The organism is Pseudomonas sp. P9_2, assembly GCF_034008255.1.
Taxonomy (GTDB): Bacteria; Pseudomonadota; Gammaproteobacteria; order Pseudomonadales; family Pseudomonadaceae; genus Aquipseudomonas; species Aquipseudomonas synxantha_A.
Map to the genome: position 1 here is coordinate 1,908,724 of NZ_CP125376.1, position 24,104 is coordinate 1,932,827.

The window sequence follows — 24,104 nt, forward strand, 5'->3', positions numbered from 1 at the left end:
ATGTACGCCTATTTTACGGGTGGCATGTTTAATGAAATTCAAGGATCTTCGGGATTTCGTGCAGCAACTTGAGCAGCGCGGAGAGTTGAAACGTATCCAGATGCCGATTTCTCCGGTACTGGAAATGACTGAGATTTGCGACCGCACCTTGCGCAACAAGGGCCCGGCGCTGCTGTTCGAAAACCCGACCGGCTTTGATATTCCGGTGCTGGGCAACCTGTTCGGTACGCCCGAGCGCGTAGCCTTCGGCATGGGTGCCGAGTCGGTCAGCGAGCTGCGTGAGATCGGCAAGTTGCTGGCGTTTCTCAAGGAGCCCGAGCCGCCCAAGGGCTTGAAGGACGCCTGGTCGAAGCTGCCGATCTTCCGCAAGATCATTGCCATGGCCCCCAAGGTGGTCAAGGACGCGGTGTGCCAGGAAGTGGTCATCGAAGGCGATGATGTCGACCTGGCCATGCTGCCGGTGCAGACCTGCTGGCCGGGCGATGTCGGCCCGCTGATCACGTGGGGCCTGACGGTCACCAAAGGCCCGAACAAGGATCGCCAGAACCTCGGCATCTACCGTCAGCAAGTCATTGGCCGCAACAAGGTGATCATGCGCTGGCTGAGCCACCGTGGCGGGGCACTCGACTTCAGAGAGTGGTGTGAAAAACACCCGGGCAAGCCGTTTCCGGTGTCCGTGGCCCTGGGGGCCGACCCGGCGACCATTCTCGGCGCCGTGACACCTGTGCCCGATAGCTTGTCCGAATACGCCTTCGCCGGCCTGTTGCGCGGTAATCGCACCGAATTGGTCAAGTGCCGCGGTAACGACTTGCAGGTGCCGGCTACCGCCGAAATTATCCTTGAGGGCGTGATTCACCCGGGTGAGATGGCCGATGAAGGCCCTTACGGCGACCACACCGGCTATTACAACGAAGTCGACAGCTTCCCGGTGTTCACCGTCGAGCGCATCACCCATCGGGTCAAACCGATCTACCACAGTACCTACACGGGTCGTCCACCCGATGAGCCGGCCATTCTCGGTGTGGCGCTCAACGAAGTGTTCGTACCGATCCTGCAGAAGCAATTTCCGGAAATCACCGACTTCTACCTGCCGCCCGAGGGCTGTTCGTACCGCATGGCCATCGTGACCATGAAGAAGTCGTATCCGGGCCATGCCAAGCGCGTCATGTTGGGTGTGTGGTCGTTTTTGCGACAGTTCATGTACACCAAGTTCGTTATCGTGACCGACGACGACATCAATGCGCGGGACTGGAACGACGTGATCTGGGCCATTACCACGCGCATGGACCCCAAGCGCGATACGGTGATGATCGATAACACGCCGATCGACTACCTGGACTTTGCCTCGCCGGTATCGGGCCTGGGTTCGAAAATGGGCCTGGATGCCACCCACAAATGGCCGGGTGAGACCACTCGCGAGTGGGGCCGGGTGATCGTCAAGGATGAAGCCGTCACCGCGCGTGTCGATGCGATCTGGAAAGAATTGGGAATAGATTGATGCGTGTAACCCTGCAACCTTCCGGCGCTGTACTGGAGCTGGTCCCTGGCGAACGAATCCTCGAAGGTGCACGCCGCCTGGGGTACGAATGCCCCCAGGCGTGCCGCAATGGCGTGTGCCATGTATGTGCGGCGTTGCTGGTGGAGGGCCGGGTAAGCCAGGCCGGTGAAGTGCGTGACCATGGCGAGTTCTATACCTGCATCGCCGAACCGCTGGAAGACTGCATTGTGTTGTGGGATGGCGTACTGGCGCCAGGAGAGTTGCCGTTGCGCAAATTGTCATGCCAATTGATCGAGTGCGTCGAAGTCGGCGGCGATGTGTGGCGTGTGCGCCTGCGCGCCCCGGCCGGTAAGGCGGTGCGTTACCACGCCGGGCAATATTTGATGCTCGAACGGGAGAACGGCGAGAAGTCGGCGTTTTCCCTGGCTTCCGCACCCCATGCCGGGCGTGAGCTGGAGCTGCATGTGCTGGTGCGCGAGGACAGTGCGCGCAACCTTATCGAACAATTGCAGCGCAACCGGATGGCCCGTGTGGAACTGCCGTTCGGTGACACCCACCTGGCCGAGTTGCCGGACGGACCGCTGGTGCTGATGGCCGCCGGTACCGGTATGGCGCAGATGCACAGTCTGATCGAGCACTGTCGCGCTTCGGGCTTCAAGCACCCGGTGCACCTGTACTGGGGCGTACGGCGCCCGGAAGATTTCTACCAGATCGAGCACTGGGATCAGTGGCTGCAACTGCCCAATCTGTTCCTGCACAAAGTGGTCAGCGACCTCTGTGGCTGGGAAGGGCGCTGCGGTTTGCTGCACGAGGTGGTGTGCGAGGACATTGCCGATCTCAACACGGTACATGTCTACGCCAGCGGCTCACCGGCGATGATTTATGGCACCCTGGATGCATTGGTCGACGCCGGTATGGATGCTCACCGGATGCGCGCTGACGTGTTTGCCTACGCCCCACGGCCCTGAAGTGTTGCGCTGAATAATGTGGGAGCAGGCAAGCCAGCTCCCACAGGGGACAGTGTCGTGTCAGAAGCGTAAGCCAGTCGTCACCATCGCTGCATTGAACCCCAGCAACACCAGCTCCGCCGCGACCGGTCCGTAGTGGGTACCCACAGACGGAATGATCACTGGCGCCACCCCGAATCGATTCAACGGAATCTTGTCGCGATACTCGCCGCGATAGCCCTGGATCAATCCACCAGTCAACTTCGCATACACCGGGTAGTCGGCCATGTCGTAGCGCTTGCCCGCATAGGCATAGTACGAGCGTTGGCGAAACGAGTTGCGAAAGGTCACCCCGCCATACACCAGGCCCGACGCCTCATTGCGCTCCAGGCCGATCAGGTCCTGTTTGTTGTTGTGTTGCGGGTCGGGTGCAAAGTGCCGGGTGTAGACGCTTGTCTGGGCGTACCAGAAGCCTTTGTCGTCAGTCGCCGTTGGCGTTTCGCTCGCCAGTGCAGTGGTGGCCTGGGCAAGCAATAACAGGCCAGGCAATCGGAATTTTTTCATGGCGACCTCGGTAGTCGATTTGATGAACGGCTAAGTGGGTCGTTACAGGCGCGCAGTTTGACGGTTTGGCACGCGCCCAGGCTGAACCGGGGCTGAAAGTACCGGGATTAGCCGTGTGGATCCTGACGAATGGGCGAGCGTGCTTATGCTTTTGCTTATTCTTTTAAGGTATTTATTCTGGTTGATGAATATCTTTAAGCTATATCGCAACGGACTACCGACTTCACCGACCATAACCAGATACTGACCGCCACCGCCCGCCAGCCGGATCGATCGTACGAACTTCGCGCATTGCAGTTCTATTTTTGATTCAAAGGGGAGCGGTATGGGGAGCTACAGGAAACACGCGCTATACACGGCGATTTTGTCGGCCAATTTGCTGACCGTTGTGGGATTCAATCCAGTTCTGGCAGACGAAACTTCTGCGGTTGATGCACCTAAACTCGACACTGTGATCGTCACCGGAACCCGCGCCCAAGAGCGCACCGCCAGTGCATCGCTGTCGCCAATCGACGTAATCTCCGGTGAAAACCTGCGCAGTACCGGCTCCGATGAGCTGGGTGCCGTATTGGCGCGGCTGATACCGTCGATCAACTTCCCCCGGCCAAGCCTGGTGGACGGCGCCGAACTGGTGCGTCCGGCGCAGTTGCGCGGCTTGTCGCCGGACCAGGTGTTGGTGCTGGTCAACGGCAAGCGTCGACATACCAGCGCCTTCGTCAACCTGGGCGGTGCGGTTGGGCGCGGTTCGGCCCCGGCAGACTTGAATGCCATTCCGCTGTCGGCGGTGGACCATATCGAAGTGCTGCGCGACGGTGCTTCTGCACGTTACGGCTCCGATGCGATCGCCGGGGTGATCAACGTGATCCTCAAAAACGCCGACCATGGCGGCTCGGTGTCCAGCAAGTTTGGCGAGTACAAAAAGGGTGATGGTATCCAGCGTAATGTCAGTGGTAATACGGGCCTGGCATTGGGCGACAATGGCTTTATCAACCTGTCTGCCGAAGGCGCCGACAACGACTACACCAACCGCGCCGGCAACGACTACCGCCCCGGCAGCATCGGCTCTACCACCTACGGCCAGCGTGTGTTCCGCCAAGGTGAGCCGGCCACCAATGAAGGCAAGTTCCAGTTCAACTCGGAATATTCCTTCAGCGATGCCGCCGAGTTCTACACCTTCGGTGGCTACAGCAAGCGCCGCGGTGAAACAGCGGCGTTCTACCGGGCCAGCAACGCCTCCAATAACATTGCCGCACTCAACCCCAACGGCTACCTACCGCTGATCAAGGGCAACCTGGAAGACACTTCTCTGGTGGTGGGCCTGCGCGGCCTGCTGGCCTACAACTGGCATTACGACTTGTCGGCCAACTACGGCAAGAACCAGTACGAACTGGGGACTGAAACCATCAACACCTCATTGGGCCTGGCAACGCCGCGTAAATTCAACAACGGCACCCTGAGCAACGATCAGAAGCAAGTCAGCCTGGATCTGTCCCGTGAGTTCGATGTGGGCTTTCTGCCGTATCCGGTCTCCGTGGCGTTCGGCGGTGAATACCTGCATCAGGGCTATGAAATCGAGGCGGGCGAGCCTGCGTCCTATTACCAGACCGGCAGCTCCGGCCTGGGCGGTTTCCGCGATGCCGATGCCGGCACCAGCACGCGGCATAACTGGGCACAGTACCTGGACCTGGAAACCAACTTCACCGAAAAACTCAGCGCCTCGGCCGCCGTGCGCCATGAGGATTACAGTGACTTTGGCTCCAACGTCAGCGGCTCGCTGTCGGCCCGCTACGACTTCACCCCCCAGGTGGCCTTGCGCGGCAGCATCTCCAACGGTTTCCGTGCGCCGTCCCTGGCCCAGCAGAATTTTGCCTACACCTCATCGCAGTTGATCGGCAGCACCATCCAGGAAGCCGGCACCTTCCCGGCCAACAGTCAGGTGGCGCGCCTGCTCGGTGCCGAAGACCTCAAGGCGGAAAAGTCGCGCAACTACAGCCTCGGCCTGGTGCTGGAGCCGGCCGATGACCTGACCGTCACGCTCGATGTATACCGCATCGACATCCGCGACCGCATCAGCCTGTCGTCTAACCTCAATCTCAACCCGGCCACGGTGGCTTACCTGCAAGCCAATGGCGTCGGCAATATCAACTACACCACGGCCCGGTACTTCACCAACGCCACGGACACCAGCACCGATGGGGTCGACCTGGTGGCCAATTATCGCTACCAGTTCGATAACGGCATTCGCTGGAACAGTACCGTGGGCTACAACTACAACCACACCAAAGTCACCGACGTGAAAGCCAACCCCGCGATTCTCGACAGCCTGGGGGCCAACCTGGTGCGGGTGGACCGCCGCGAGCGTATCGGTTTGCTGGGCGATACCACGCCCCAGCACAAGCTGAGCCTGGGCAACGACTTCACCTTCGGTAATTGGGCGCTGCACACTAACCTGGTGCGCTATGGTGAGTTCACCAGTTATCAGGCGGACAAGGTCAACGACCAGACCTTCAAGGCCGCCTGGGTGCTGGACCTGTCAGCCGACTACAAGCTCAAGAACTGGACCTTCACTCTGGGTGGCGACAACGTTACCGACAAATACCCAGAGAAGGTTAATGCTTACGCCAGCAGCGGCGGCAATCTCGCCTACAGCACTTTTTCGCCGTACGGTTACAGCGGCGCGTTCTATTACGGTAAAGTCGCTTACAACTGGTAACACACAGGAGGCGCACCGCTTTTCGCCATGACCGCCATTGAAACCGATCTTCTGCAATTGGCTTACCCTCCGCGGCTCGATCTGGGGCCGCAACTCACTCACGAACAATTGATGAGCTCGATGCAAGCCACCATGGCTCGGCACAAGGGGGGGCCGGTGTGGCTGTTTGCGTATGGTTCGCTGATCTGGCGCCCTGAGTGCTCGTCGACCGAGCGGGTGCGGGCACGGGTTCACGGTTATCACCGTGGCCTGTATTTGTGGTCACACGAGCATCGCGGTACGCCGGAGCTGCCGGGGTTGGTGTTTGGGTTGGATCGCGGTGGTTCCTGCAGCGGGTTTGCCTACCGCTTGCCGGAAGACCAGTTGGAGGCCTCGCTTTACGCTTTATGGCAACGTGAGATGCCTTACCCCTCGTACCGGCCGCACTGGCTCAGTTGCCGATTGGAAGATGGCAGCACCGTGCAGGCGTTGGGGTTTGTTCTGGAGCGGCACTTGCCTAGCTATGCCGGCAACTTGCCCGACATTGTGCTTAATCATGTGCTGCAAAGCGCTTGCGGGCGTTACGGCACGACTCGCGATTATGTCGAGCAGACCGTGAACGCCCTGCGTAGCCACGCCATGCCAGATAAAAACCTGGAGGCGCGGCTCAAGCGTTGTGCCAAAGATTGCTCTGCCGATTAACGCGCCGAGCTGACGCTGTTGGTGTGCCACAGCGTGGGGATCAGGAACGCGATCGCCAGTACACAGGCACCAATCAGCAGTACGAACCCACCGTCCCAGCCGAAATGGTCAACCGTATAACCCATGGCCGCACTGGCTGCTACCGAACCGCCCAGGTAACCGAACAAGCCGGTGAAACCCGCGGCAGTGCCGGCGGCTTTTTTCGGTGCCAGCTCCAGCGCCTGCAGGCCGATCAGCATGACCGGGCCGTAGATCAGGAAGCCGATTGAGAACAGCGCAATCATGTCGACCATCGGGTTGCCCGGCGGGTTGAGCCAGTAAACCAGTGTTGCCACCGTCACCAGAGCCATGAACACGATGCCGGTCAGGCCGCGATTGCCACGGAAGATCTTGTCCGACATCCAGCCGCACAGCAGCGTACCCGGGATGCCTGCCCACTCGTAGAAGAAATACGCCCAGGACGACTTGTCGACCGTGAAGTGTTTGGCTTCTTTCAAATAGGTCGGCGCCCAGTCCAGGACGCCGTAGCGCAGCAGATAGACAAATACGTTGGCGAAGGCGATGTACCAGAGCATCTTGTTGCGCAGCACGTACTTGACGAAGATTTCCTTGGCGCTGAATTCGTCTTCGTGGCTGGCGTCGTAGCCTTCCGGGTAATCGTTCTTGTACTTCTCGATAGGCGGCAAGCCCACCGATTGCGGGGTGTCGCGCATGGTGATGAAGGCGAACGCCGCGACCGCCAGGGCCACGGTGGCCGGCACGTAGAAGGCAGCATGCCAGTCGTTGAACCACGCCATGCCCAGCAGGAACAGCGGGCCGATCAGACCACCGCCGACGTTGTGCGCCACATTCCACACCGACACCACGCCGCCGCGCTCTTTCTGCGACCACCAGTGCACCATGGTCCGCCCACTCGGCGGCCACCCCATGCCCTGGGCCCAGCCGTTGATGAACAGCAGAATGAACATCATGGTCACGCTGGAGGTTGCCCAAGGTGCGAAACCGAAAATGAACATCACCCCCGCTGAAACCAGCAGGCCGAACGGCAGGAAGTAACGTGGATTGGAACGGTCGGACACCAGGCCCATGAGGAACTTGGACAAACCGTAGGCAATCGCAATCGCCGACATCGCCAGGCCCAGTTCACCACGGGTGTAACCCTCGTCGATCAAGTAGGGCATGGCCAGGGAGAAGTTTTTGCGCAGCAGGTAGTAGCCGGCGTAACCGAAGAAAATACCAGCGAAGATCTGCCAGCGCAGGCGTCGGTAGGTACTGTCTATTTTTTCTTCAGGCAGGGGCGCCTGGTGTGCGGCAGGTCGAAAGAAAGCAAACATTCAAGAGCTCCAAATTTCTTGTTTTGACTGCGGATGCGAATGTTACAGTTTCGTTACCGAAAATAGCATCGCCTCTTATCTGCAAACACAGGAAACGAGAGCAATTGCATGTTCTTTTACGAACATGTCGTAAATAGATAAGTTGTGGTCGTAACGAATTCCTCAGAGCCCGCAGAGATCAACTGTGGGAGCAGGCAAGCCAGCTCCCACAAGGATCGCATTTCACTTCGGTCAGCGGGGTTGTACGATGACCTTACCCACTGCCTTGCGCTGCCCCAGATCATTAATCGCCTGGGCAGCCTGCTCCAGCGGATACACCTGCGACACCAACGGCTTCAACTTGCCCTCGGCATACCACGTGAACAACTGCTGAAAATTCGCCGCGTTATCCTGCGGCTGGCGCTGGGCAAACGAGCCCCAGAACACCCCGACTACCGCCGCGCCCTTGAGCAACGCCAGGTTCACCGGCAATTCGGGAATGCGCCCGCTGGCAAACCCCACTACCAGCAGGCGGCCGTTCCAGGCGATGGCGCGCACGGCCTGGTCAAACAGGTCGCCACCCACCGGGTCGTAAATCACGTCAGCGCCGTTGCCATCGGTCAGGCGCTTGATCTCGTCCTTGAGGCTGGTTTCGCTGTAGTTGATCAACTCATCAGCCCCGGCCGCCTTGGCCACCGCGAGTTTGTCGGCGCTGCTGGCGGCGGCGATCACACGTGCGCCCATGGCCTTGCCGATTTCCACCGCGGCCAGGCCCACACCGCCGGAGGCGCCTAGCACCAGCAGGGTCTCACCGGGTTGTAGGTTGGCGCGCTGTTTAAGCGCGTGCATCGAGGTGCCGTAGGTCATGCTGAAGGCGGCGGCGATGTTGAAGTCCATGCTCGGCGGAATCGGCAGCACGTTATAGCCAGGCACCGCGACCTGCTCGGCAAAGCTGCCCCAGCCGGTCAACGCCATTACGCGGTCACCGACCTTCAAGTGGCTGACTTTCTCACCCACCTCGCTGACCACGCCTGCCGCTTCGCCACCGGGTGAGAATGGAAAGGGCGGCTTGAACTGGTACTTGCCCTCGATGATCAGGGTATCCGGGAAGTTCACCCCGGCCGCGTGCACGTCCAGCAGGATTTCGTTCTTCTTGATCGCAGGGCTGGCGATCTCTTCCAGCACCAGGGTTTCGGCGGGGCCGAAGGCTTTGCACAGCACAGCTTTCATCGGACTATTCCTTTTGGCATCGTGGCCGATAAGTGTAGGAGGGTGCGCCCGTGGGTCAACGAGCATACCCGCGCCTGATAAGCCCCCATAAGCTTGTGCTCAGCCTTGCTAGCGTTATGCTACCGGGCAAACGAATTCGAGGAATGAACTGTGAAAGCGTGGATCCTGTTGATGCTGGCCCTGACGTTGCCGATGGCCGTCCAGGCCGAAGAGGCCAAGGAAGGCGAGGCACCGAAAGTCAGCTATATCAGCCTGACCCCGCCGTTTGTGGGCAACTACGGCCTGGATGGCACGGCCAAGCTCAAGGTTTACAAGGCCGATATCGCCCTGCGCGTGACCGGCACCGAAGCAGCCGCGGCGGTCAAAGCCAACGATCCGTTGATCCGCAACCAGCTGGTGGCGCTGTTTACCCAGCAGACCAGCGAGGCCATGAGTACGGTCGAAGGCAAGGAAAAGCTGCGTCAGGAAGCCCTGAAACAAACCCAGCAAGTGATGAATGACGAGACCGGCAAGCCGATGGTGGAAGATTTGCTCTTCAACAATCTGATCATCCAGTGAAGCCGGCGCTTAGCGCCATTCGCGAGGTCCTGCCAGGCGCCTCAGGAAGCCAGGCTCTTGCGAAACCGCGCCAACGCCACCGCAAAAAATACCAAGCCAATTCCCGTCAGGGCCAGCAAGTCTGGCCACACCACGCTCAACCCCGCATCCCTGAATAGAATCGCGGCACTCAAGCTCACAAAATGCGTCGATGGCGAGCCCTGCATCACCCACTGCAACCATTCGGGCATGCTATCCAGCGGTGTACTGCCGCCAGAGAGCAACAGCATGGGAATGATCACCGGGATCGCCAGCAGGCCGAACTGCGGCGTCGAGCGGGCGAGAGTGGCGAGGAAGATCCCCAACGCAGTACTCGCAAATAAATACAGGGCCGTCACCAACAGGAACAGGCTCAACGACCCGGCCAATGGCACGCCGAGCAAGCCTTTGACCACCAGTTCCAGGGACAGCCACGTACACAACACCACCACCAGCATGTTGCTCCAGATTTTTGCCAGCATGATCTCCAGCGCGGTCAGGGGCAGCACCAGCAGATGGTCGAGGGTGCCGTGCTCGCGTTCACGCAGCAGGGCCGTACCGGTCAGCACGATGGCGAGGATGGTGATGTTGTTGACGATCTGGATCACCGCCAGGAACCAGCCACCTTCCAGGTTGGTATTGAACAACGCCCGAGTAGTCAGCAGGGCCGGAGCTTTGCCGGCAGCGTCGGCCTGGCCGCTGTAGGTCAGCAGTTCGCGTTGGAAAATCCGCCCGATGTAACCCGCGCCCATGAATGCCTGGCTCATCGCCGTGGCATCGATGTTCACCTGCACTCCCGGCTGGCGCCCCGCCAACAGGTCGGCCTGGAAATTCGCCGGTACATTGACGACGAAAGTGTATTGGCCGCTGTCCATGACCCTGTCCAGCTGGTCGTAGGCCAGTGGCGCCGGCGCCTGGAATTCCGGTGGTTGCAGGGCCTCGGCCATTTGCCGCGAGAGCGCGCTGTGATCTTCATCGACAAAGGCCACGCTGGCGTTGTGCACGCCAATCACCGAACCGGCAGCGGGCATGTAGATCGCCACGGTGAAGGCGTAGGCCAGAAACAGCAGCAACACGCTGTCGTGGCGCAGGCTGGTGAGTTCCTTGAGCCCCAGGCGCAGGATATGGGCGAGCTTGTGCATCAGGCCTCCTGCTTCTTGAGCATCACCAGGCTCAGCCCGGTAAAACCGACGAAAAATCCGAACAAGGCCAGGCATTGTGGCCACAACTGGCGCAGGTCCAGGGCCTTGGTGAAGGTGCCCACCGCGATATCCAGAAAGTGCCCGGCCGGAAACAGCATGCCCATCAGCGCTGCCGCACCTTCCAGGGACGAACGCGGCACGATCAGCCCGGAAAACTGGATGGTCGGCAGGCTGGTGATGATCATGGTGCCGAGGATCGCCGCGATCTGGGTGCGGGTGAACGCCGAGATCAGCAGGCCCATGCTCGTGGTCGCCAGCACGTACAACAGGCCACCGAAAGCCAGGGTCAGGCCGCTGCCTTTGAACGGTACACCGAACAACCAGCGGTTCATCGCCACCAACAGTGCCAGGTTGACCAGGCTGATGACCAGGTAGGGCGCCTGTTTGCCCAACAAAAACTCCAGGCGTGTCAGTGGTGTGGCATAGAAGTTGGTGATCGACCCCAGCTCCTTCTCGCGCACAATGCCGAGGGCGGTGAGCATGGCCGGAATGAACGCCAGGATCAGCGCCATCACGCCAGGGCCAATGGCATTCACGCTGACCACGTCCTGGTTGTAGCGAAAGCGTGTTTCAAGCTTGACGGCGGCCCGGTTGTTCAAGGGTAAGCTACTGAGTTCAGCCAGTTGCGCAAGGTTGCCCTGGTGCACGGCCTCCACGTAGTTGCGGCTGGTTTCAGCGCGAAACGGCATGCCGCCGTCGAGCCAGGCCGCGACGGTGGGCTGGCGGCCGGCGTAGAGGTCACGGCCAAAGCCGGGTGGGATCTCCAGGGCCAGCTTGATTTCCGAACGTTGCAGGCGCCGGTGCAATTCGTTGGCGTCGCGAATGGGTGCTTGCTCGGCGAAATAGCGCGAACTGCGAAATGCCTCTAGATAGGCGCGGCTTTGCGGGGTCTGGTCCTGGTCGTAGACGGCGAAGGCGAGGTTTTCCACGTCCAGGGAAATGCCGTAGCCGAAGATCACCATCATGAACATCGCCCCGAGCAGGGCGAAGGCCATGCGTACCTTGTCGCGCAGCAGCTCCTTGCCTTCGCGGCTGGCCACGGCTAACCACCGCGCCAGGCTGAAGCCGTGTGTGCTCGCGGGCGGCGCGTGGGCATCGTTGACCGTTGCACGGGGCGCGCTGGGTTCGGGTTCGCCCTGGGCCTGCTCCAGGCAGGTGACGAAAGCCGCCTCCAGGGTATCGCCGTGGAACTGCTGTTGCAGCGCCTCGGGCGTGTCGCAGGCCAACACCTTGCCGGCATGCATCAAGGAGATGCGGTCGCAGCGCTGGGCTTCGTTCATAAAGTGGGTGGACAGGAAGATGGTCACGCCTTGTTGCCGCGACAACTCGATCAGCAACCGCCAGAAATCATCCCGCGCCGCCGGGTCGACGCCCGAGGTGGGCTCATCGAGGATCAGCACTTCCGGGCGATGCAGCACCGCAACCGCCAAGGACAAACGCTGGCGCAGGCCAAGGGGTAACTCGCCGGAGGGCTGTTCGGCCACTTCACCCAGGTCGAAACGTTGGATCAGTTCATCAATGCGCGGACCGCTGTCGGCCTTGGGCAAGTCGAACAGTTGCGCATGCAGCACCAGGTTCTGGCGCACGCTCAGCTCGCCATACAGCGAGAAGCTCTGCGACATGAAGCCCACGCGCTTGCGGGTCGCCAGGTCCTTGGCGTCTACCGGTTTGCCCAGCAGGATTGCACTGCCCTCGGTGGCTGGCATCAGCCCGGTCAGGACTTTCATGGTGGTGGTCTTGCCGCAGCCGTTGGAACCGAGGAAGCCGAAGATCTCGCCGCGGCCAATGGCAAAGCTGACGTTGTTCACCGCGGTGAAATCGCCAAAGCGCAGGGTCAGGTCGTGGGCTTGGATAGCGATATCGGCGTTGCCGCCTGTGCGCGGTGGAATTACCAGCGGCTGGCTGTCGTGGGCACTGTCGCCCTGGAAGTGCGTGAAGGCCTCATCCAGTTTGCCGCTGGGCGTTATCGCCGCCAGTTCGCGGCTCAGTCCATCGGCGATCAACCTGCCACGGTCGAGCATCAGGCAATGCTCGAATTGCTCGGCCTCTTCCATGTAGGCGGTGGCCACCAGCAGTGTCAGTTGCGGGCGCTCACTGCGTACGCTGTCTACCAGCTCCCAGAAACGCCGGCGTGACAGCGGGTCGACGCCGGTGGTGGGCTCGTCGAGGATCAACAGGTCCGGATCATGGATCAGTGCGCAGCACAAGCCGAGCTTCTGTTTCATCCCGCCAGAGAGCTTGCCTGCCGGGCGCTCGGCAAAGCGTGCGAGGTCGGTGGCGAGCAGCAGGTTGTGCATGCGCTGGTCGCAATCGGCTTTCGACAGGCCGAACAAGGTGGCGAAGAAACGGATGTTCTCGCTGATGGACAGCTCGGGGTACAGATTGCCGCCCAGGCCCTGGGGCATAAAGGCAATGCGCGGGTACAAGCTATTGCGGTGGCGACGGTCCTGGATGGAACCGCCGAGCACCTGCAACTGGCCCTCCTGCAGCTTTTTAACCCCGGCGATCAGACCCAGCAGGCTCGACTTGCCGGCGCCGTCCGGACCTATCAACCCGCAGCGGGTACCGGCTGGCAAGCTGAAGGCAATGTCGAGCAGTGCCTGTTGCTTGCCGTAGCGGTGGTTGATCCCCGTGGCGTGCAGCGCCAGGCCGCTCATTGCAGGTGGGCCGGCCAGTCGACATCGGCCGTGCGTACATAGCCCGCGCCGGGCATGCCCGGTTTGGCTTGTGGCACGGCGCTGGGCTGAGTCAGGCGCAATTTGACGCGGAACACCAGTTTCTGTCGCTCATCGCGGGTTTCGACTTCCTTGGGAGTGAACTGCGATTTGGCCGCGACAAAACTGATTTTGGCCGGTAGCGCTTGCTGGGGCAGGGCGTCGAGCAGGATGCGTGCTTCACTGCCGACGGTCAGGCGGCCGGTGACGGAGGCGGGCAGGTAGAGATTCATGTACTGGTCATTGGGGTCAATCAGCAGCAACACGCGCCCACCCGCGCCGAGCACTTCGCCCGGCTCGGCCAAGCGCAATTGGATGATGCCGTCGATGGGCGCACGCAGGCTGCTGTCGTCGATTTCGCTGGTGAGTTGGGCCACCTGGGCCTGGGCTGCGCCGATGGCGGCCTTCACCGCGTTGACCTGGGCTTGGGCGGCGATCACTGCCGCGTTGCCAGTATTCTGGCGCGCTTGCTGCTGGTCGATCAATTGGCTGCTGGCGAAGCCGCGCCGGTACAGCTCTTGGGTGCGCTTGAGTTCCTGGCTGGCCAGCAGTTGCTCGCTTTGGCGCAACTGCACGTTGGCTTCAGCAGAGGCGAAGTTTTCCCTGGCGCGTAACACCTCTGCTTCGGCCTGGGCGCGCTGGGCTTGCAGGGTGCGGGTGTCCATGCGTGCCAGCAACTGGCCCTTGAGCACTTTGTCGCCTTCATCCACGTGCACTTCGGCCAGGCGCCCGGGGATCTTGGCGGCGATTTGTACTTCGGTGGACTCCAGGCGCCCGTTGCCCATGCTCAAGCCCTCGGGCAGGCGATCCTGGGTCGAACGCCAGTAGCCAAAGGCCCCCGCCCCCAGCAGGAGGACGATCAGGGCGATGGCGAACAGACGGGACGTATGGTGGTTCGTAGACATGGCTGCATCCTGCGGCGTTAGCGTCCAGTGTGATGGGTTTGGCCCGTGAGGGTCTTGATATCGGTCAGTTAAAGCAGCTGAAGGATGGCCGCCCATTGTTCAGGCGTGACCGCCATGACCGAAAGCCGGCTGCCTTTCTGCACCAGCGGCATTTCGGCAAGAGCGGTTTGCTGCTTTAGATAGCCCAGGCCCAGCACCTTGGGGAAGGTGTTGACGTGGCCTACGGTGATGGCACTCCACGGATTTTTCTCCGCACTGGCCTTGGCGTCGAAGTAGTGGCTGTCCGGTTCCAGCGCTGTAGGATCCGGGTAGGCGGCCTCGACGATTTTGCCGATGCCGGCAATGCCAGGCTCCGGACAGCTGGAGTGATAGAAGAAAAACTCATCGCCCACCGCCATGGCGCGCAGAAAGTTGCGCGCCTGATAGTTGCGCACCCCATCCCAGCGGGCTTCGCCGAGCTTTTCCAGGTCCTTGATGGACAATTCGTCAGGCTCGGATTTCATCAGCCAGTAGGCCATTTTTGGGCTCCTGAAAAAGGCATTGGGCAAGTTGTCGGGCAATTGCATGACAAACCGACAGTCGGTTGGCGTCAAGGTTTGCGTGTTGGTTCACGTTACCGCAGAATGCGCGCTTTTAGGCTTGGCGCAGCTGCAACGGACTACTTTGGAACGTTGTTGTCATCGTGTACGAGGTGCCTGAAGGGGGGCAATCGATGCAACGTAAACCGGATTTACTATGGATTTTGGTTATTTTGTTTGGTCTGGGCGTTGTGACCACCGGGTATGCCCAGAGCTTGTGGTCGAACAAGGCCGACGCACCGGTTGAACTCTCGCCAGTGCAGCAACAATTCAAGCGTTAATACGGCTTCAAGGCGTCGCTGGTTCCAGCGACGTTTCTGCAACATACCAGTGCTTATCGGTGACAGTGCCCGCCAGCGGCACGTCCCAACTTGCCTGCGCCAAGCGGTCTACCTGCTGACATTCATGGGCCAACCCCAGCAAGGTCGGCTTGCGCCAGCTTTTGCGCCTGGCCAGGTAAGCCAGGCTGCGGTCGTAGAATCCGCCACCCATGCCCAGGCGCCCGCCTTCGCGATCGAACCCCACCAACGGCAACAGCACCAGGTCGAGCGCCCAGACCTTGCGCTGCTGGTGGACATTGACCCGCGGCTCAAGAATGCCAAAGCGGTTGGGCGACAACTTATCCCCAGGCCGCACGCGCTGGAACACCATCTTGGTGCGCGGCCAGGCACTCAGTACCGGCAGATAGGTGGCCTTGCCACGGCGCTGCGCCGCGCGCAGCAGCAGGCGCGGATCGATTTCACCGTCCGTCGGCAGGTATAAGGAAATATGTTTGGACCGGCGAAACAGCGGGTGCTGTGCCAGTTGCCGGTACAGGCCAAGGGCGGCCTGGCGCTGCTCGCTCGGCGTGAGGGCACGGCGGGCCTTGCGCAACATGCGTCGAAGTTGCGGACGGGACAGCGGCGCAGGTTCGGTCATGGCTTATCGGCTCATAAAACAATGCCAGTCCTGGGACTGGCATTGAGTTTGGGAATTCAGGCTCCCCGACAGAGCCGCTGTCGACTTAGCCCTTGAACCCGAAAGTTCAAGGTGGAAGAAGCAGTAGGCTTTAAGGCTTTCCGTCTAGCGGACATGCACACCAGCCCAACGTGCAACTTCCAGGGTAGTGCGAATCGGCTCAGGGACATCGCCGACTGGCAAACACGCCAGGGAGTGGGGCGAGTATACCTTAAACAGACTCGGCAATCAGCCCTTGGGTGCGTCGGAATCGGTGGAAAGCACCAGATCCACGCGTTCGAGCAGGTCACGCACTTGCTCGCGCGTCGAACCGCTGGCCTGCACGTCAGGGCGTTCCTGCTTGTGCAGCAGATCGTGGGTGATATTCAGCGCGGCCATCACGGCGATGCGGTCGGCGCCGATCACTTTGCCGCTGCTGCGGATTTCGCGCATCTTGCCGTCCAGGTAACGGGCAGCGCTGACCAGATTGCTGCGTTCTTCCTGGGGGCAGATGATCGAATATTCTTTGTCGAGGATCTGCACGGTAACGCTATTGCTTGAACTCATGAGTCTTGCTCCAGGGCCTTCAGGCGCGAAATCATCGATTCGACCTTACGCCGGGCGATTTCGTTTTTTTCAATGAGGTGAGCGCGTTCCTCGCGCCAGGTCTTTTCCTGAGCTAATAGGAGTCCGTTTTGACTCTTTAGTTGCTCGACCCGATCAATTAGCAGTTCGAGTCTGGCCATCAGCGCTTGCAGGTCGGTGTCTTCCATTGGGTTCCACTGGATTTGTCTGATGAATGGCAACTGCAGGATAAACGATCTGACGCCCTCGATAGTCTTGGTGCGTCTGCCGGTGCTAGGATACAGCGCTCCATTCTAGACATTGCGCCGTCTGGCGCCTAGCTCACCATGCCCATTCAGAATTCCCCGTACGACGCTTTTTCCAAACTGCTGAGCACCAGCGGTCACCCATGCTCGCCTGCCGAACTGCACGGCGTGCTGTTGGGCCGCAGTTGCACTGGTGTGGGCTTTGATGCCGACAACTGGTTGGCCGACGTGGCCGAGCTGCTGGAAACCGAACCGACCGAAAACGTGCGTAACGCGCTGATCGGCCTGCAAGAGATGGTCAAGGGCGAGCTGACCGGTGACGACGTCACCGTGGTTCTGCTGCTGCCGACCGACGACGCCCCGCTCACTGAGCGCGCTGCCGCGCTGGGCCAATGGTGCCAGGGTTTCCTCCACGGTTTCGGCGTGAACGCCGGTGGCCTGGAGCTTAGCAACGACGCCAAGGAAGTGCTGCAGGACCTGGCGGCTATCTCCCAGGTGCAAGATGCCCTGGAAGAGTCCGAAGACGGCGAAGGCGACTATATGGAAGTGATGGAATACCTGCGCGTCGCGCCGTTGCTGCTGTTCACCGAGACCAAAAAGTCTGCTGAACCTGCTGCACCCAAGCCTTCGCTGCATTAAGAAAGGAACCCCATCTGCCCATGATCCATATCCCCAAAGCGGAATACACCCGTCGCCGCAAGGCGCTCATGGCGCAGATGGAACCCAACAGCATCGCGATCCTGCCGGCCGCCGCCGTGGCGATCCGCAACCGCGATGTCGAGCATGTCTACCGCCAGGACAGCGACTTCCAGTACCTCAGCGGTTTCCCCGAGCCCGAAGCGGTGATCGTGCTGATGCCCGGTCGCCAGCATGGCGAATACGTGTTGTTCTGCCGTGAGCGCAACGCTGAGCGCGAGCTGTGGGACGGCCTGCGCGCCGGCACTGAAGGCGCGATCCGCGACTTTGGCGCCGACGACGCATTCCCTATCACTGATATCGACGACATCCTGCCCGGCCTGATCGAAGGCCGCGACCGGGTATATTCGGCCATGGGCAGCAACGCCGAATTCGACCGGCATGTGATGGAGTGGATCAACGTGATCCGTTCCAAAGCGCACTTGGGCGCCCAGCCGCCGAACGAATTCGTTGCCCTGGATCATCTGCTCCACGACATGCGCCTGTATAAATCGGCGGCAGAGGTGAGGGTGATGCGCGAAGCGGCGCGCATTTCCTGCGCGGCCCATGTGCGGGCGATGCAGGCCAGCCGTGCGGGTTTGCATGAGTTCAGCCTGGAGGCCGAGCTGGATTACGAGTTCCGTAAGGGCGGTGCGAAAATGCCAGCCTACGGTTCCATCGTCGCCGCCGGGCGCAACAGCTGCATCCTGCATTACCAGCAGAATGACGCGTTGCTCAAGGATGGCGACTTGGTGCTGATCGACGCCGGTTGTGAGATCGACTGCTACGCCAGCGACATCACCCGCACCTGGCCGGTCAACGGCAAGTTTTCGCCCGAACAAAAGGCGATCTACGAAATTGTGCTGGCCTCCCAGGAAGCCGCCTTCGCGCAGATCGCACCGAACAAGCATTGGAACCAGGCCCATGAGGCTACCGTGCAGGTCATCACCGCCGGGTTGGTGAAGTTGGGGTTGCTGCAAGGTGACGTTGACGAACTGATCGCCAGCGAAGCCTACCGCGCCTTCTACATGCACCGCGCCGGCCACTGGCTGGGCATGGATGTGCATGATGTGGGCGAGTACAAGGTCGGCGGTGAATGGCGTGTGCTGGAAGTCGGCATGGCCTTGACCGTGGAGCCGGGGATCTATATTTCACCGGACAACCAGAATGTGGCAAAGAAATGGCGTGGCATTGGCGTACGCATCGAGGATGACGTGATAGTGACCAAGCAAGGCTGTGAAATCCTGACCGGCGCGGTGCCCAAGACCGTTGCCGAGATCGAAGCACTGATGGCGGCTGCCCGATGAGCCGGGTCAACCTGGCGATTATTGGTGGTGGCCTAGTGGGTGCCAGCCTGGCCCTGGCGTTGCAGGCTGGGGCCAAGGCACGTGGCTGGAAGATCGTGCTGATCGAACCCTTTGCCCCGGGCGACAGCTACCAGCCCAGTTACGATGCGCGTTCTTCGGCGCTGTCCTTTGGTGCCCGCCAGATTTATCAGCGTCTGGGCCTGTGGCAGGACATTGCCCGCCGCGCCGAGCCGATCAAGCAGATCCATGTATCGGACCGCGGGCGTTTCTCTACCGCGCGCTTGTCCGCCATGGAAGAGGGCGTGCCGGCCCTGGGCTATGTGGTGGAAAACGCCTGGCTGGGCCAATGCCTGTGGCAAGGCCTGGATAAAGACGTCGTCAGCTGGCGCTGCCCCGCGGAAGTCACGCGCATGGAGCCGCTGCCTGATGGCTATCGCCTGACCCTCAACGATGAAACCGTGCTGGAATGCGACCTCGCGGTGTTGGCCGACGGCGGCCGCTCCGGCCTGCGTGAGCAACTGGGCATTGGCGTGAAGACCCGGCCCTACAACCAGAGCGCACTGATCGCCAATATCACCCCGAGCGAAGCCCACAATGGCGAAGCGTTCGAGCGCTTTACCGATGAGGGGCCGATGGCCTTGTTGCCGCTGCCGGACAACCGCTGTGCGCTGGTCTGGACCCGCATCGGCATGGACGCCCAGCGCCTGGCCGATCTTGACGAGCGCAGCTTCCTGAGCGAGTTGCAGGGCGTATTCGGTTATCGCCTGGGCACCCTCAAGCAAGTGGGCGCCCGTCATCTGTACCCGCTGACCCTGGTGGAAGCCGAAGAGCAAGTGCGCTCGAATCTTGCGGTCCTCGGCAATGCCGCCCACAGCCTGCACCCGATTGCCGGGCAGGGGTTCAACCTGTCCCTGCGCGATGCCAATGCCTTGGCCGAAGCCTTGTTGGCCGGCCCGGCAGTGCCAGGTGACCTGGCGACGTTGCAAGGCTATCGGGATCGCCAGCGCCTGGACCAACAACTGACCGTAGGCTTCTCCGATCAGGTCACACGCTTGTTTGGCAGCGGCCAGCCGCTAATGGCGCTGGGCCGTAACCTGGGCCTGCTCGGCCTGGACCTGTTGCCGCCGGCCAAACGCTGGTTCGCCCGCCAGGCAATGGGGCTGGGGGTGCGCTCTGATGTTTGAGCCGGCCCATCACTTTATTGGCGGCCTGTGCCGCACACGAGACAAGGCTTAAAGCATGGACATGCGCGCAGATGTGCTGATTGTCGGGGCCGGAATGGTCGGAAGCGCCCTGGCGCTGGCATTGCAGGGCAGCGGCTTGCAGGTGCTGCTGCTCGACGGCAGCCCGCTAAGCGTCAAACCGTTTGAACCGCAGGCGGCGTTTGAGCCGCGGGTGAGCGCGTTGTCGGCGGCCAGCCAGCGCATCCTCGAACGCCTGGGCGTGTGGGACGGTATCGTCGCGCGTCGCGCCAGCCCTTACGGCGAGATGCAGGTGTGGGACGGCAGCGGTACCGGGCAGATTCACTTTTCGGCAGCCAGCGTGCATGCCGAGGTGCTCGGGCATATCGTCGAAAACCGTGTGGTGCAGGATGCCTTGCTGGAGCGCTTGCACGACTGCGACCTCGGCCTGCTGGCCAATGCGCGCCTTGAGCAGATGCGCCGCTCCGGCGATGACTGGCTGCTGACCCTGGCTGATGGGCGCAAATTGCGTGCGCCGCTGGTGGTGGCCGCCGATGGCGCCAACTCCGCAGTACGCCGCCTGACCGGCACCCCGACCCGCGAGTGGGATTACCTGCATAACGCGATCGTGACCAGCGTGCGCAGCAGCCAGCCGCACCAGCGCACGGCCTGGCAACGCTTTACCGATACCGGCCCGCTGGCGTTCCTGCCGCTGGTACGGGATGGGCAGGAAGATTGGTGTTCGATTGTCTGGTCGACCACGCCGGCTGAATCCGAGCGCCTGATGGCCCTGGATGATGAACGCTTCTGCCGGGAGCTGGAGTGCGCCTTCGAAGGGCGCCTGGGCACTGTGGTCAGTGCCGACCCGCGCGTTTGCGTGCCGTTACGCCAGCGCCATGCCAAACGCTACGTGGCCGAGGGCCTGGCACTGATCGGTGATGCTGCCCACGTGATTCACCCGTTGGCGGGGCAGGGCGTAAACCTGGGCTTTCTTGATGCGGCGGTACTGGCCGAGGTGTTGTTGGCGGCCACCGAGCGCGGCGAGCGCCTGGCGGATGTGAAGGTGCTGAGCCGTTACGAGCGGCGGCGCATGCCCCACAACCTGGCGCTGATGGCGGCGATGGAAGGCTTCGAGCGCTTGTTCCAGGCCGATCAACTGCCGCTGCGCTGGCTGCGTAATGCCGGCCTGAAAATCGTCGACCAGATGCCTGAAGCCAAGGCAGTGTTTGTGCGCCAGGCGCTAGGTTTGACTGGCGATCTACCAGAACTCGCTAAACCCTGAATTGAAATACAGTCCCCTGTGGGAGGGGGCTTGCCCCCGATGAGGCCCTCAACCCTCGCGCATATTCGGGCTGTGCAACATCTGGTAACGCCTCCGCCGAGCGTTACCAAATGTGAGTCCTTATCATTTGCCCTCAATTTGCAAATGAGAGACCGCACCCATGTTGGCACCCAAGCGCCTCCTGACTGCCCTGGCACTCACCCTGATCGGCAGCACCACTGTGCAGGCAGCCGACGAAGTCGTGGTCTACTCCTCGCGCATTGACGAGCTGATCAAGCCGGTATTCGATGCCTATACCCAGAAGACCGGGGTGCAGGTCAAGTTCATCACCGACAAGGAAGCGCCGCTGATGCAGCGCATCAAGGCCGAGGGCGAGAACGCCACCGCCGATCTGCTGCTCACCGTCGACGCCGGCAACCTCTGGCAGGCCGAGCAAATGGGCATCCTGCAACCGTTCACTTCCGCTGTGATCGACAAGAATATCCCGCTGCAATATCGCTCATCGGCCCACGCCTGGACCGGCTTGAGCCTGCGTGCGCGCACTATCGCCTATTCCACCGAGCGGGTGGAACCGGGCGAACTGACCACCTACGAAGCCCTGGCCGACAAGCAATGGGAAGGCCGCCTGTGCCTGCGTACCGCGAAAAAAGTCTACAACCAGTCACTGACCGCCACGTTGATCGAAACCCATGGCGCGGCCAAGACCGAAGAGATCGTCAAGGGCTGGGTCAACAACCTGTCCACCGACGTGTTCTCCGATGACATCGCCGTGCTGGAAGCCATCAATGCCGGACAGTGCGACGTGGGTATCGTCAACACCTACTACTACGGCCGCCTGCACAAGCAGAAGCCGGATCTGGCGGTGAAACTGTTCTGGCCGAACCAGGGCGACCGTGGCGTGCATGTGAACCTGTCGGGCATAGGCCTGACCAAGCACGCGCCGCACCCGCAAGCAGCCAAGGCGCTGGTGGAGTGGATGACCACGCCTGAGGCGCAGAAAATCTTTGCCGACGTGAACCAGGAGTTCCCGGCCAACCCGGCGGTACCGCCATCGGCGGAAGTGGCGAGCTGGGGCAAGTTCGTGGCCGATACCTTACCGGTAGAAGTGGCGGGCAAGCGCCAGGCTGAGGCAATCCGGCTGATGGATCGCGCTGGCTGGAACTGAATGTGTAAATTGCCACAGATCTAAATGTGGGAGGGGGCTTGCCCCCGATAGCGGGGTATCAGTCTAATCATCATTGACTGGCACTCCGCTATCGGGAGCAAGCCCCCTCCCACATTGTTTTGAGTTTGTCTTCAAATAGTCTGTTCTATAGAGAGCTTTTCCTTGGCCCACCCCGCCCAACGCCGCTGGTACCTGCCGGTCTTCACCGTCGCCGCCCTGGTGCTGCTGCCGCTGAGCGTGCTGCTGCTGTCCTGGCAGAGCATCGACCATCAGATCTGGTCCCATCTCTGGGATACCCAGATGCCTCGATTGCTGGGCAACACCTTGACCCTGGTGCTCGGCGTCGGTCTTGGCGTGACACTGTTGGGCGTCAGCCTGGCCTGGCTGACCAGCCTCTGCGAATTCCCCGGGCGACGTTGGCTCGATTGGGCGCTGATGCTGCCCTTTGCGATCCCGGCTTATGTGCTGGCCTTCGTGTTCGTCGGTCTGCTGGATTTTGCAGGGCCCGTGCAGACTCTGCTGCGCGAATGGTTCGGCAATGGGCTGCGTTTGCCGCGAGTGCGCTCCACCAGCGGCGTGATCATCGTGTTGGTGCTGGTGTTCTATCCTTACGTCTACCTGCTGGCGCGCACGGCGTTCCTGGCCCAGGGCAAAGGCTTGATGGAAGCGGCGCGGGTATTGGGACAATCGCCATGGCAAGCATTCTGGCGCGTGGCGTTGCCGATGGCGCGACCAGCGATTGGTGCCGGTGTGGCCCTGGCGTTGATGGAGACCCTGGCAGATTTCGGCGCCGTCTCGGTGTTCAATTTCGACACCTTCACCACGGCTATCTACAAAACCTGGTATGGCTTTTTCAGCCTTTCCAGCGCCGCGCAACTGGCCAGCCTGTTGCTGCTGGTTGTGATGTTGGTGCTGTATGGCGAACGGCGCGCGCGTGGAGCCAGCCGACCGAGCAATGAGCGGCCACGCGGCAAGGCGTTGTACCACCTGCACGGATTCAAGGCCGTGGCGGCCAGCGCCTGGTGCGGCCTGGTATTTGCCTGTGCGTTTGTGATCCCGATGCTGCAACTGGTGGCCTGGTTCTGGCAGCGCGGGCGCTTCGACCTGGATGAGCGCTATACGGGCCTGATCGTCCACACCCTCTACCTGGGCGGTATTGCCGCGCTGATTACGGTCAGCGTGGCGATGATCCTGGCCTTTGCCAACCGCCTGGCGCCGACCCGGGCGATTCGCTCCGGCATCAGCCTGGCCAATGTCGGTTATGCCTTGCCGGGCTCGGTGCTGGCGGTGTCGATCATGTTGGCGTTCAGTTACCTGGACCGCGAGCTGGTGGTGCCACTGTCCGGCTGGCTGGGCGGCGCGGGCAGGCCCGTGCTGTTGGGCAGCCTGTCGGCATTGGTGCTGGCTTACCTGGTACGGTTCCTGGCAGTGGCCTACGGGCCTTTGGAAAACAGCCTGGCGCGCATTCGCCCGTCATTGCCCGAAGCTGCACGCAGCCTTGGGGTGAGCGGTCCACGACTGTTTTGCAAAGTGTATCTGCCGTTGTTGTTGCCCGGCACCTTGAGCGCGGCGCTGCTGGTGTTCGTGGATGTACTCAAGGAAATGCCCGCGACATTGCTGATGCGCCCGTTTGGCTGGGACACGCTGGCGGTACGGATCTTCGAGATGACCAGTGAAGGTGAATGGGCGCGGGCTTCTTTGCCGGCGTTGACCCTGGTGCTGGTCGGGTTGTTGCCGGTCATCGGGCTGATCCGTCGCTCTGCTCGGCAAATCGGTTAGGTGCCAGTCCTACGGCTTGAGGCTACAA

The 24,104-nt window shown here is 61.2% G+C and carries 22 protein-coding genes and 1 other RNA gene; 12 read left to right on the forward strand and 11 right to left on the reverse strand.

The features are described 5' to 3' along the window. Positions 1-31: 31 nt before the first annotated feature. Positions 32-1,498, forward strand: coding sequence for a 4-hydroxy-3-polyprenylbenzoate decarboxylase (ubiD, locus tag QMK52_RS08350; RefSeq protein WP_003195329.1), 1,467 nt, complete (start codon positions 32-34; stop codon positions 1,496-1,498). Next, a complete protein-coding gene (locus QMK52_RS08355) occupies positions 1,498-2,466 on the forward strand; it encodes a CDP-6-deoxy-delta-3,4-glucoseen reductase (protein WP_320404009.1) in 969 nt (322 codons plus the stop codon). The genes ubiD and QMK52_RS08355 overlap by 1 nt, the downstream gene beginning before the upstream one ends. Positions 2,467-2,526: 60 nt before the next feature. Here the strand turns inward: QMK52_RS08355 and QMK52_RS08360 are convergent, their stop codons facing one another. Further along, positions 2,527-3,009 (reverse strand): hypothetical protein, encoded by a 483-nt coding sequence (locus QMK52_RS08360; protein WP_005792403.1) that lies wholly within the window; start codon positions 3,007-3,009, stop codon positions 2,527-2,529. A gap of 325 nt (positions 3,010-3,334) precedes the next feature. Between QMK52_RS08360 and QMK52_RS08365 the strand changes: the two genes are divergently transcribed. Both QMK52_RS08365 and QMK52_RS08370 read left to right on the forward strand, forming a co-directional pair. After that, the gene (locus tag QMK52_RS08365) at positions 3,335-5,722 is read left to right on the forward strand and encodes a TonB-dependent receptor plug domain-containing protein (protein ID WP_005792402.1); all 2,388 of its coding nucleotides are present in this window, start codon (positions 3,335-3,337) and stop codon (positions 5,720-5,722) included. Positions 5,723-5,749: 27 nt separating this feature from the next. Next, positions 5,750-6,403, forward strand: a complete 654-nt coding sequence (locus tag QMK52_RS08370) for a gamma-glutamylcyclotransferase (protein WP_032878816.1) — start codon at positions 5,750-5,752, stop codon at positions 6,401-6,403. Here the strand turns inward: QMK52_RS08370 and glpT are convergent. Beyond that, positions 6,400-7,737, reverse strand: a complete 1,338-nt coding sequence (gene glpT, locus QMK52_RS08375) for a glycerol-3-phosphate transporter (RefSeq protein ID WP_005792400.1) — start codon at positions 7,735-7,737, stop codon at positions 6,400-6,402. The two genes, QMK52_RS08370 and glpT, sit on opposite strands and share 4 nt — an antisense overlap. A gap of 231 nt (positions 7,738-7,968) precedes the next feature. Next, on the reverse strand, positions 7,969-8,946 hold the full coding sequence (locus QMK52_RS08380; RefSeq protein ID WP_194439539.1) for an NADPH:quinone oxidoreductase family protein: 978 nt from the start codon (positions 8,944-8,946) through the stop codon (positions 7,969-7,971). Positions 8,947-9,096: 150 nt separating this feature from the next. Here QMK52_RS08380 and QMK52_RS08385 point away from each other — a divergent pair, with 150 nt between their 5' ends. Further along, positions 9,097-9,504, forward strand: coding sequence for a flagellar basal body-associated protein FliL (locus tag QMK52_RS08385; protein ID WP_005792398.1), 408 nt, complete (start codon positions 9,097-9,099; stop codon positions 9,502-9,504). Between the two features lie 41 nt (positions 9,505-9,545). Here the strand turns inward: QMK52_RS08385 and QMK52_RS08390 are convergent, their stop codons facing one another. From QMK52_RS08390 to QMK52_RS08405, 4 genes are all read right to left on the reverse strand, one after another. After that, positions 9,546-10,664, reverse strand: coding sequence for an ABC transporter permease (locus tag QMK52_RS08390; RefSeq protein WP_005792397.1), 1,119 nt, complete (start codon positions 10,662-10,664; stop codon positions 9,546-9,548). Continuing rightward, entirely contained in the window at positions 10,664-13,381 is a 2,718-nt protein-coding gene (gene rbbA / locus QMK52_RS08395) for a ribosome-associated ATPase/putative transporter RbbA (protein ID WP_320404010.1), read from the reverse strand. The genes QMK52_RS08390 and rbbA overlap by 1 nt, the downstream gene beginning before the upstream one ends. Next, the gene (locus tag QMK52_RS08400) at positions 13,378-14,343 is read right to left on the reverse strand and encodes an HlyD family secretion protein (RefSeq protein WP_005792395.1); all 966 of its coding nucleotides are present in this window, start codon (positions 14,341-14,343) and stop codon (positions 13,378-13,380) included. Before QMK52_RS08400 ends, rbbA begins: the two co-directional genes overlap by 4 nt. A gap of 68 nt (positions 14,344-14,411) precedes the next feature. After that, on the reverse strand, positions 14,412-14,861 hold the full coding sequence (locus tag QMK52_RS08405) for an EVE domain-containing protein (protein ID WP_194439536.1): 450 nt from the start codon (positions 14,859-14,861) through the stop codon (positions 14,412-14,414). A gap of 194 nt (positions 14,862-15,055) precedes the next feature. On the opposite strand from QMK52_RS08405, the gene QMK52_RS08410 reads away from it, so the two are divergent. Beyond that, positions 15,056-15,202, forward strand: coding sequence for a hypothetical protein (locus QMK52_RS08410; RefSeq protein ID WP_005792392.1), 147 nt, complete (start codon positions 15,056-15,058; stop codon positions 15,200-15,202). A gap of 7 nt (positions 15,203-15,209) precedes the next feature. On the opposite strand, the gene QMK52_RS08415 is transcribed toward QMK52_RS08410, so the two are convergent. From QMK52_RS08415 to QMK52_RS08430, 4 genes are all read right to left on the reverse strand, one after another. Then, positions 15,210-15,839, reverse strand: coding sequence for a 5-formyltetrahydrofolate cyclo-ligase (locus QMK52_RS08415; RefSeq protein WP_194439535.1), 630 nt, complete (start codon positions 15,837-15,839; stop codon positions 15,210-15,212). Positions 15,840-15,897: 58 nt separating this feature from the next. Beyond that, positions 15,898-16,076, reverse strand: a non-coding RNA gene (gene ssrS / locus QMK52_RS08420) — 6S RNA. 30 nt (positions 16,077-16,106) lie between these two features. Beyond that, the gene (locus QMK52_RS08425) at positions 16,107-16,424 is read right to left on the reverse strand and encodes a cell division protein ZapA (protein ID WP_005792389.1); all 318 of its coding nucleotides are present in this window, start codon (positions 16,422-16,424) and stop codon (positions 16,107-16,109) included. Continuing rightward, complete coding sequence (locus QMK52_RS08430; RefSeq protein WP_003177365.1) at positions 16,421-16,630, reverse strand: TIGR02449 family protein; 210 nt, start codon at positions 16,628-16,630, stop codon at positions 16,421-16,423. Before QMK52_RS08430 ends, QMK52_RS08425 begins: the two co-directional genes overlap by 4 nt. A gap of 138 nt (positions 16,631-16,768) precedes the next feature. Here QMK52_RS08430 and QMK52_RS08435 point away from each other — a divergent pair, with 138 nt between their 5' ends. The 6 genes from QMK52_RS08435 (at position 16,769) to QMK52_RS08460 (ending at position 24,076) form a co-directional block, all read left to right on the forward strand. After that, the gene (locus QMK52_RS08435; RefSeq protein WP_005792388.1) at positions 16,769-17,326 is read left to right on the forward strand and encodes a YecA family protein; all 558 of its coding nucleotides are present in this window, start codon (positions 16,769-16,771) and stop codon (positions 17,324-17,326) included. Between the two features lie 20 nt (positions 17,327-17,346). Next, the gene (gene pepP / locus QMK52_RS08440) at positions 17,347-18,669 is read left to right on the forward strand and encodes a Xaa-Pro aminopeptidase (protein ID WP_005792387.1); all 1,323 of its coding nucleotides are present in this window, start codon (positions 17,347-17,349) and stop codon (positions 18,667-18,669) included. Continuing rightward, the gene (gene ubiH, locus QMK52_RS08445) at positions 18,666-19,853 is read left to right on the forward strand and encodes a 2-octaprenyl-6-methoxyphenyl hydroxylase (protein WP_005792386.1); all 1,188 of its coding nucleotides are present in this window, start codon (positions 18,666-18,668) and stop codon (positions 19,851-19,853) included. The genes pepP and ubiH overlap by 4 nt, the downstream gene beginning before the upstream one ends. A gap of 61 nt (positions 19,854-19,914) precedes the next feature. Next, positions 19,915-21,132, forward strand: a complete 1,218-nt coding sequence (locus QMK52_RS08450) for a 2-octaprenyl-3-methyl-6-methoxy-1,4-benzoquinol hydroxylase (RefSeq protein WP_194440717.1) — start codon at positions 19,915-19,917, stop codon at positions 21,130-21,132. Positions 21,133-21,292: 160 nt separating this feature from the next. After that, the gene (locus QMK52_RS08455; RefSeq protein WP_005792384.1) at positions 21,293-22,297 is read left to right on the forward strand and encodes an extracellular solute-binding protein; all 1,005 of its coding nucleotides are present in this window, start codon (positions 21,293-21,295) and stop codon (positions 22,295-22,297) included. Positions 22,298-22,459: 162 nt separating this feature from the next. Continuing rightward, a complete protein-coding gene (locus QMK52_RS08460; protein WP_005792383.1) occupies positions 22,460-24,076 on the forward strand; it encodes an ABC transporter permease in 1,617 nt (538 codons plus the stop codon). Positions 24,077-24,104: the final 28 nt, after the last annotated feature.

What these genes read in the sequence shown, in the direction of transcription:
- QMK52_RS08365 (WP_005792402.1), top strand. Translation starts at nt 3,335, where the DNA reads ATGGGGAGCTACAGGAAACACGCGCTATACACGGCGATTTTGTCGGCC.
- QMK52_RS08390 (WP_005792397.1), bottom strand. Translation starts at nt 10,664, where the DNA reads ATGCACAAGCTCGCCCATATCCTGCGCCTGGGGCTCAAGGAACTCACC.
- QMK52_RS08425 (WP_005792389.1), bottom strand. Translation starts at nt 16,424, where the DNA reads ATGAGTTCAAGCAATAGCGTTACCGTGCAGATCCTCGACAAAGAATAT.
- QMK52_RS08380 (WP_194439539.1), bottom strand. Translation starts at nt 8,946, where the DNA reads ATGAAAGCTGTGCTGTGCAAAGCCTTCGGCCCCGCCGAAACCCTGGTG.
- QMK52_RS08435 (WP_005792388.1), top strand. Translation starts at nt 16,769, where the DNA reads ATGCCCATTCAGAATTCCCCGTACGACGCTTTTTCCAAACTGCTGAGC.
- pepP (WP_005792387.1), top strand. Translation starts at nt 17,347, where the DNA reads ATGATCCATATCCCCAAAGCGGAATACACCCGTCGCCGCAAGGCGCTC.
- QMK52_RS08430 (WP_003177365.1), bottom strand. Translation starts at nt 16,630, where the DNA reads ATGGAAGACACCGACCTGCAAGCGCTGATGGCCAGACTCGAACTGCTA.
- ubiH (WP_005792386.1), top strand. Translation starts at nt 18,666, where the DNA reads ATGAGCCGGGTCAACCTGGCGATTATTGGTGGTGGCCTAGTGGGTGCC.
- rbbA (WP_320404010.1), bottom strand. Translation starts at nt 13,381, where the DNA reads ATGAGCGGCCTGGCGCTGCACGCCACGGGGATCAACCACCGCTACGGC.
- QMK52_RS08360 (WP_005792403.1), bottom strand. Translation starts at nt 3,009, where the DNA reads ATGAAAAAATTCCGATTGCCTGGCCTGTTATTGCTTGCCCAGGCCACC.
- ubiD (WP_003195329.1), top strand. Translation starts at nt 32, where the DNA reads ATGAAATTCAAGGATCTTCGGGATTTCGTGCAGCAACTTGAGCAGCGC.
- glpT (WP_005792400.1), bottom strand. Translation starts at nt 7,737, where the DNA reads ATGTTTGCTTTCTTTCGACCTGCCGCACACCAGGCGCCCCTGCCTGAA.
- QMK52_RS08355 (WP_320404009.1), top strand. Translation starts at nt 1,498, where the DNA reads ATGCGTGTAACCCTGCAACCTTCCGGCGCTGTACTGGAGCTGGTCCCT.
- QMK52_RS08405 (WP_194439536.1), bottom strand. Translation starts at nt 14,861, where the DNA reads ATGGCCTACTGGCTGATGAAATCCGAGCCTGACGAATTGTCCATCAAG.
- QMK52_RS08400 (WP_005792395.1), bottom strand. Translation starts at nt 14,343, where the DNA reads ATGTCTACGAACCACCATACGTCCCGTCTGTTCGCCATCGCCCTGATC.
- QMK52_RS08410 (WP_005792392.1), top strand. Translation starts at nt 15,056, where the DNA reads ATGCAACGTAAACCGGATTTACTATGGATTTTGGTTATTTTGTTTGGT.
- QMK52_RS08455 (WP_005792384.1), top strand. Translation starts at nt 21,293, where the DNA reads ATGTTGGCACCCAAGCGCCTCCTGACTGCCCTGGCACTCACCCTGATC.
- QMK52_RS08415 (WP_194439535.1), bottom strand. Translation starts at nt 15,839, where the DNA reads ATGACCGAACCTGCGCCGCTGTCCCGTCCGCAACTTCGACGCATGTTG.
- QMK52_RS08370 (WP_032878816.1), top strand. Translation starts at nt 5,750, where the DNA reads ATGACCGCCATTGAAACCGATCTTCTGCAATTGGCTTACCCTCCGCGG.
- QMK52_RS08450 (WP_194440717.1), top strand. Translation starts at nt 19,915, where the DNA reads ATGCGCGCAGATGTGCTGATTGTCGGGGCCGGAATGGTCGGAAGCGCC.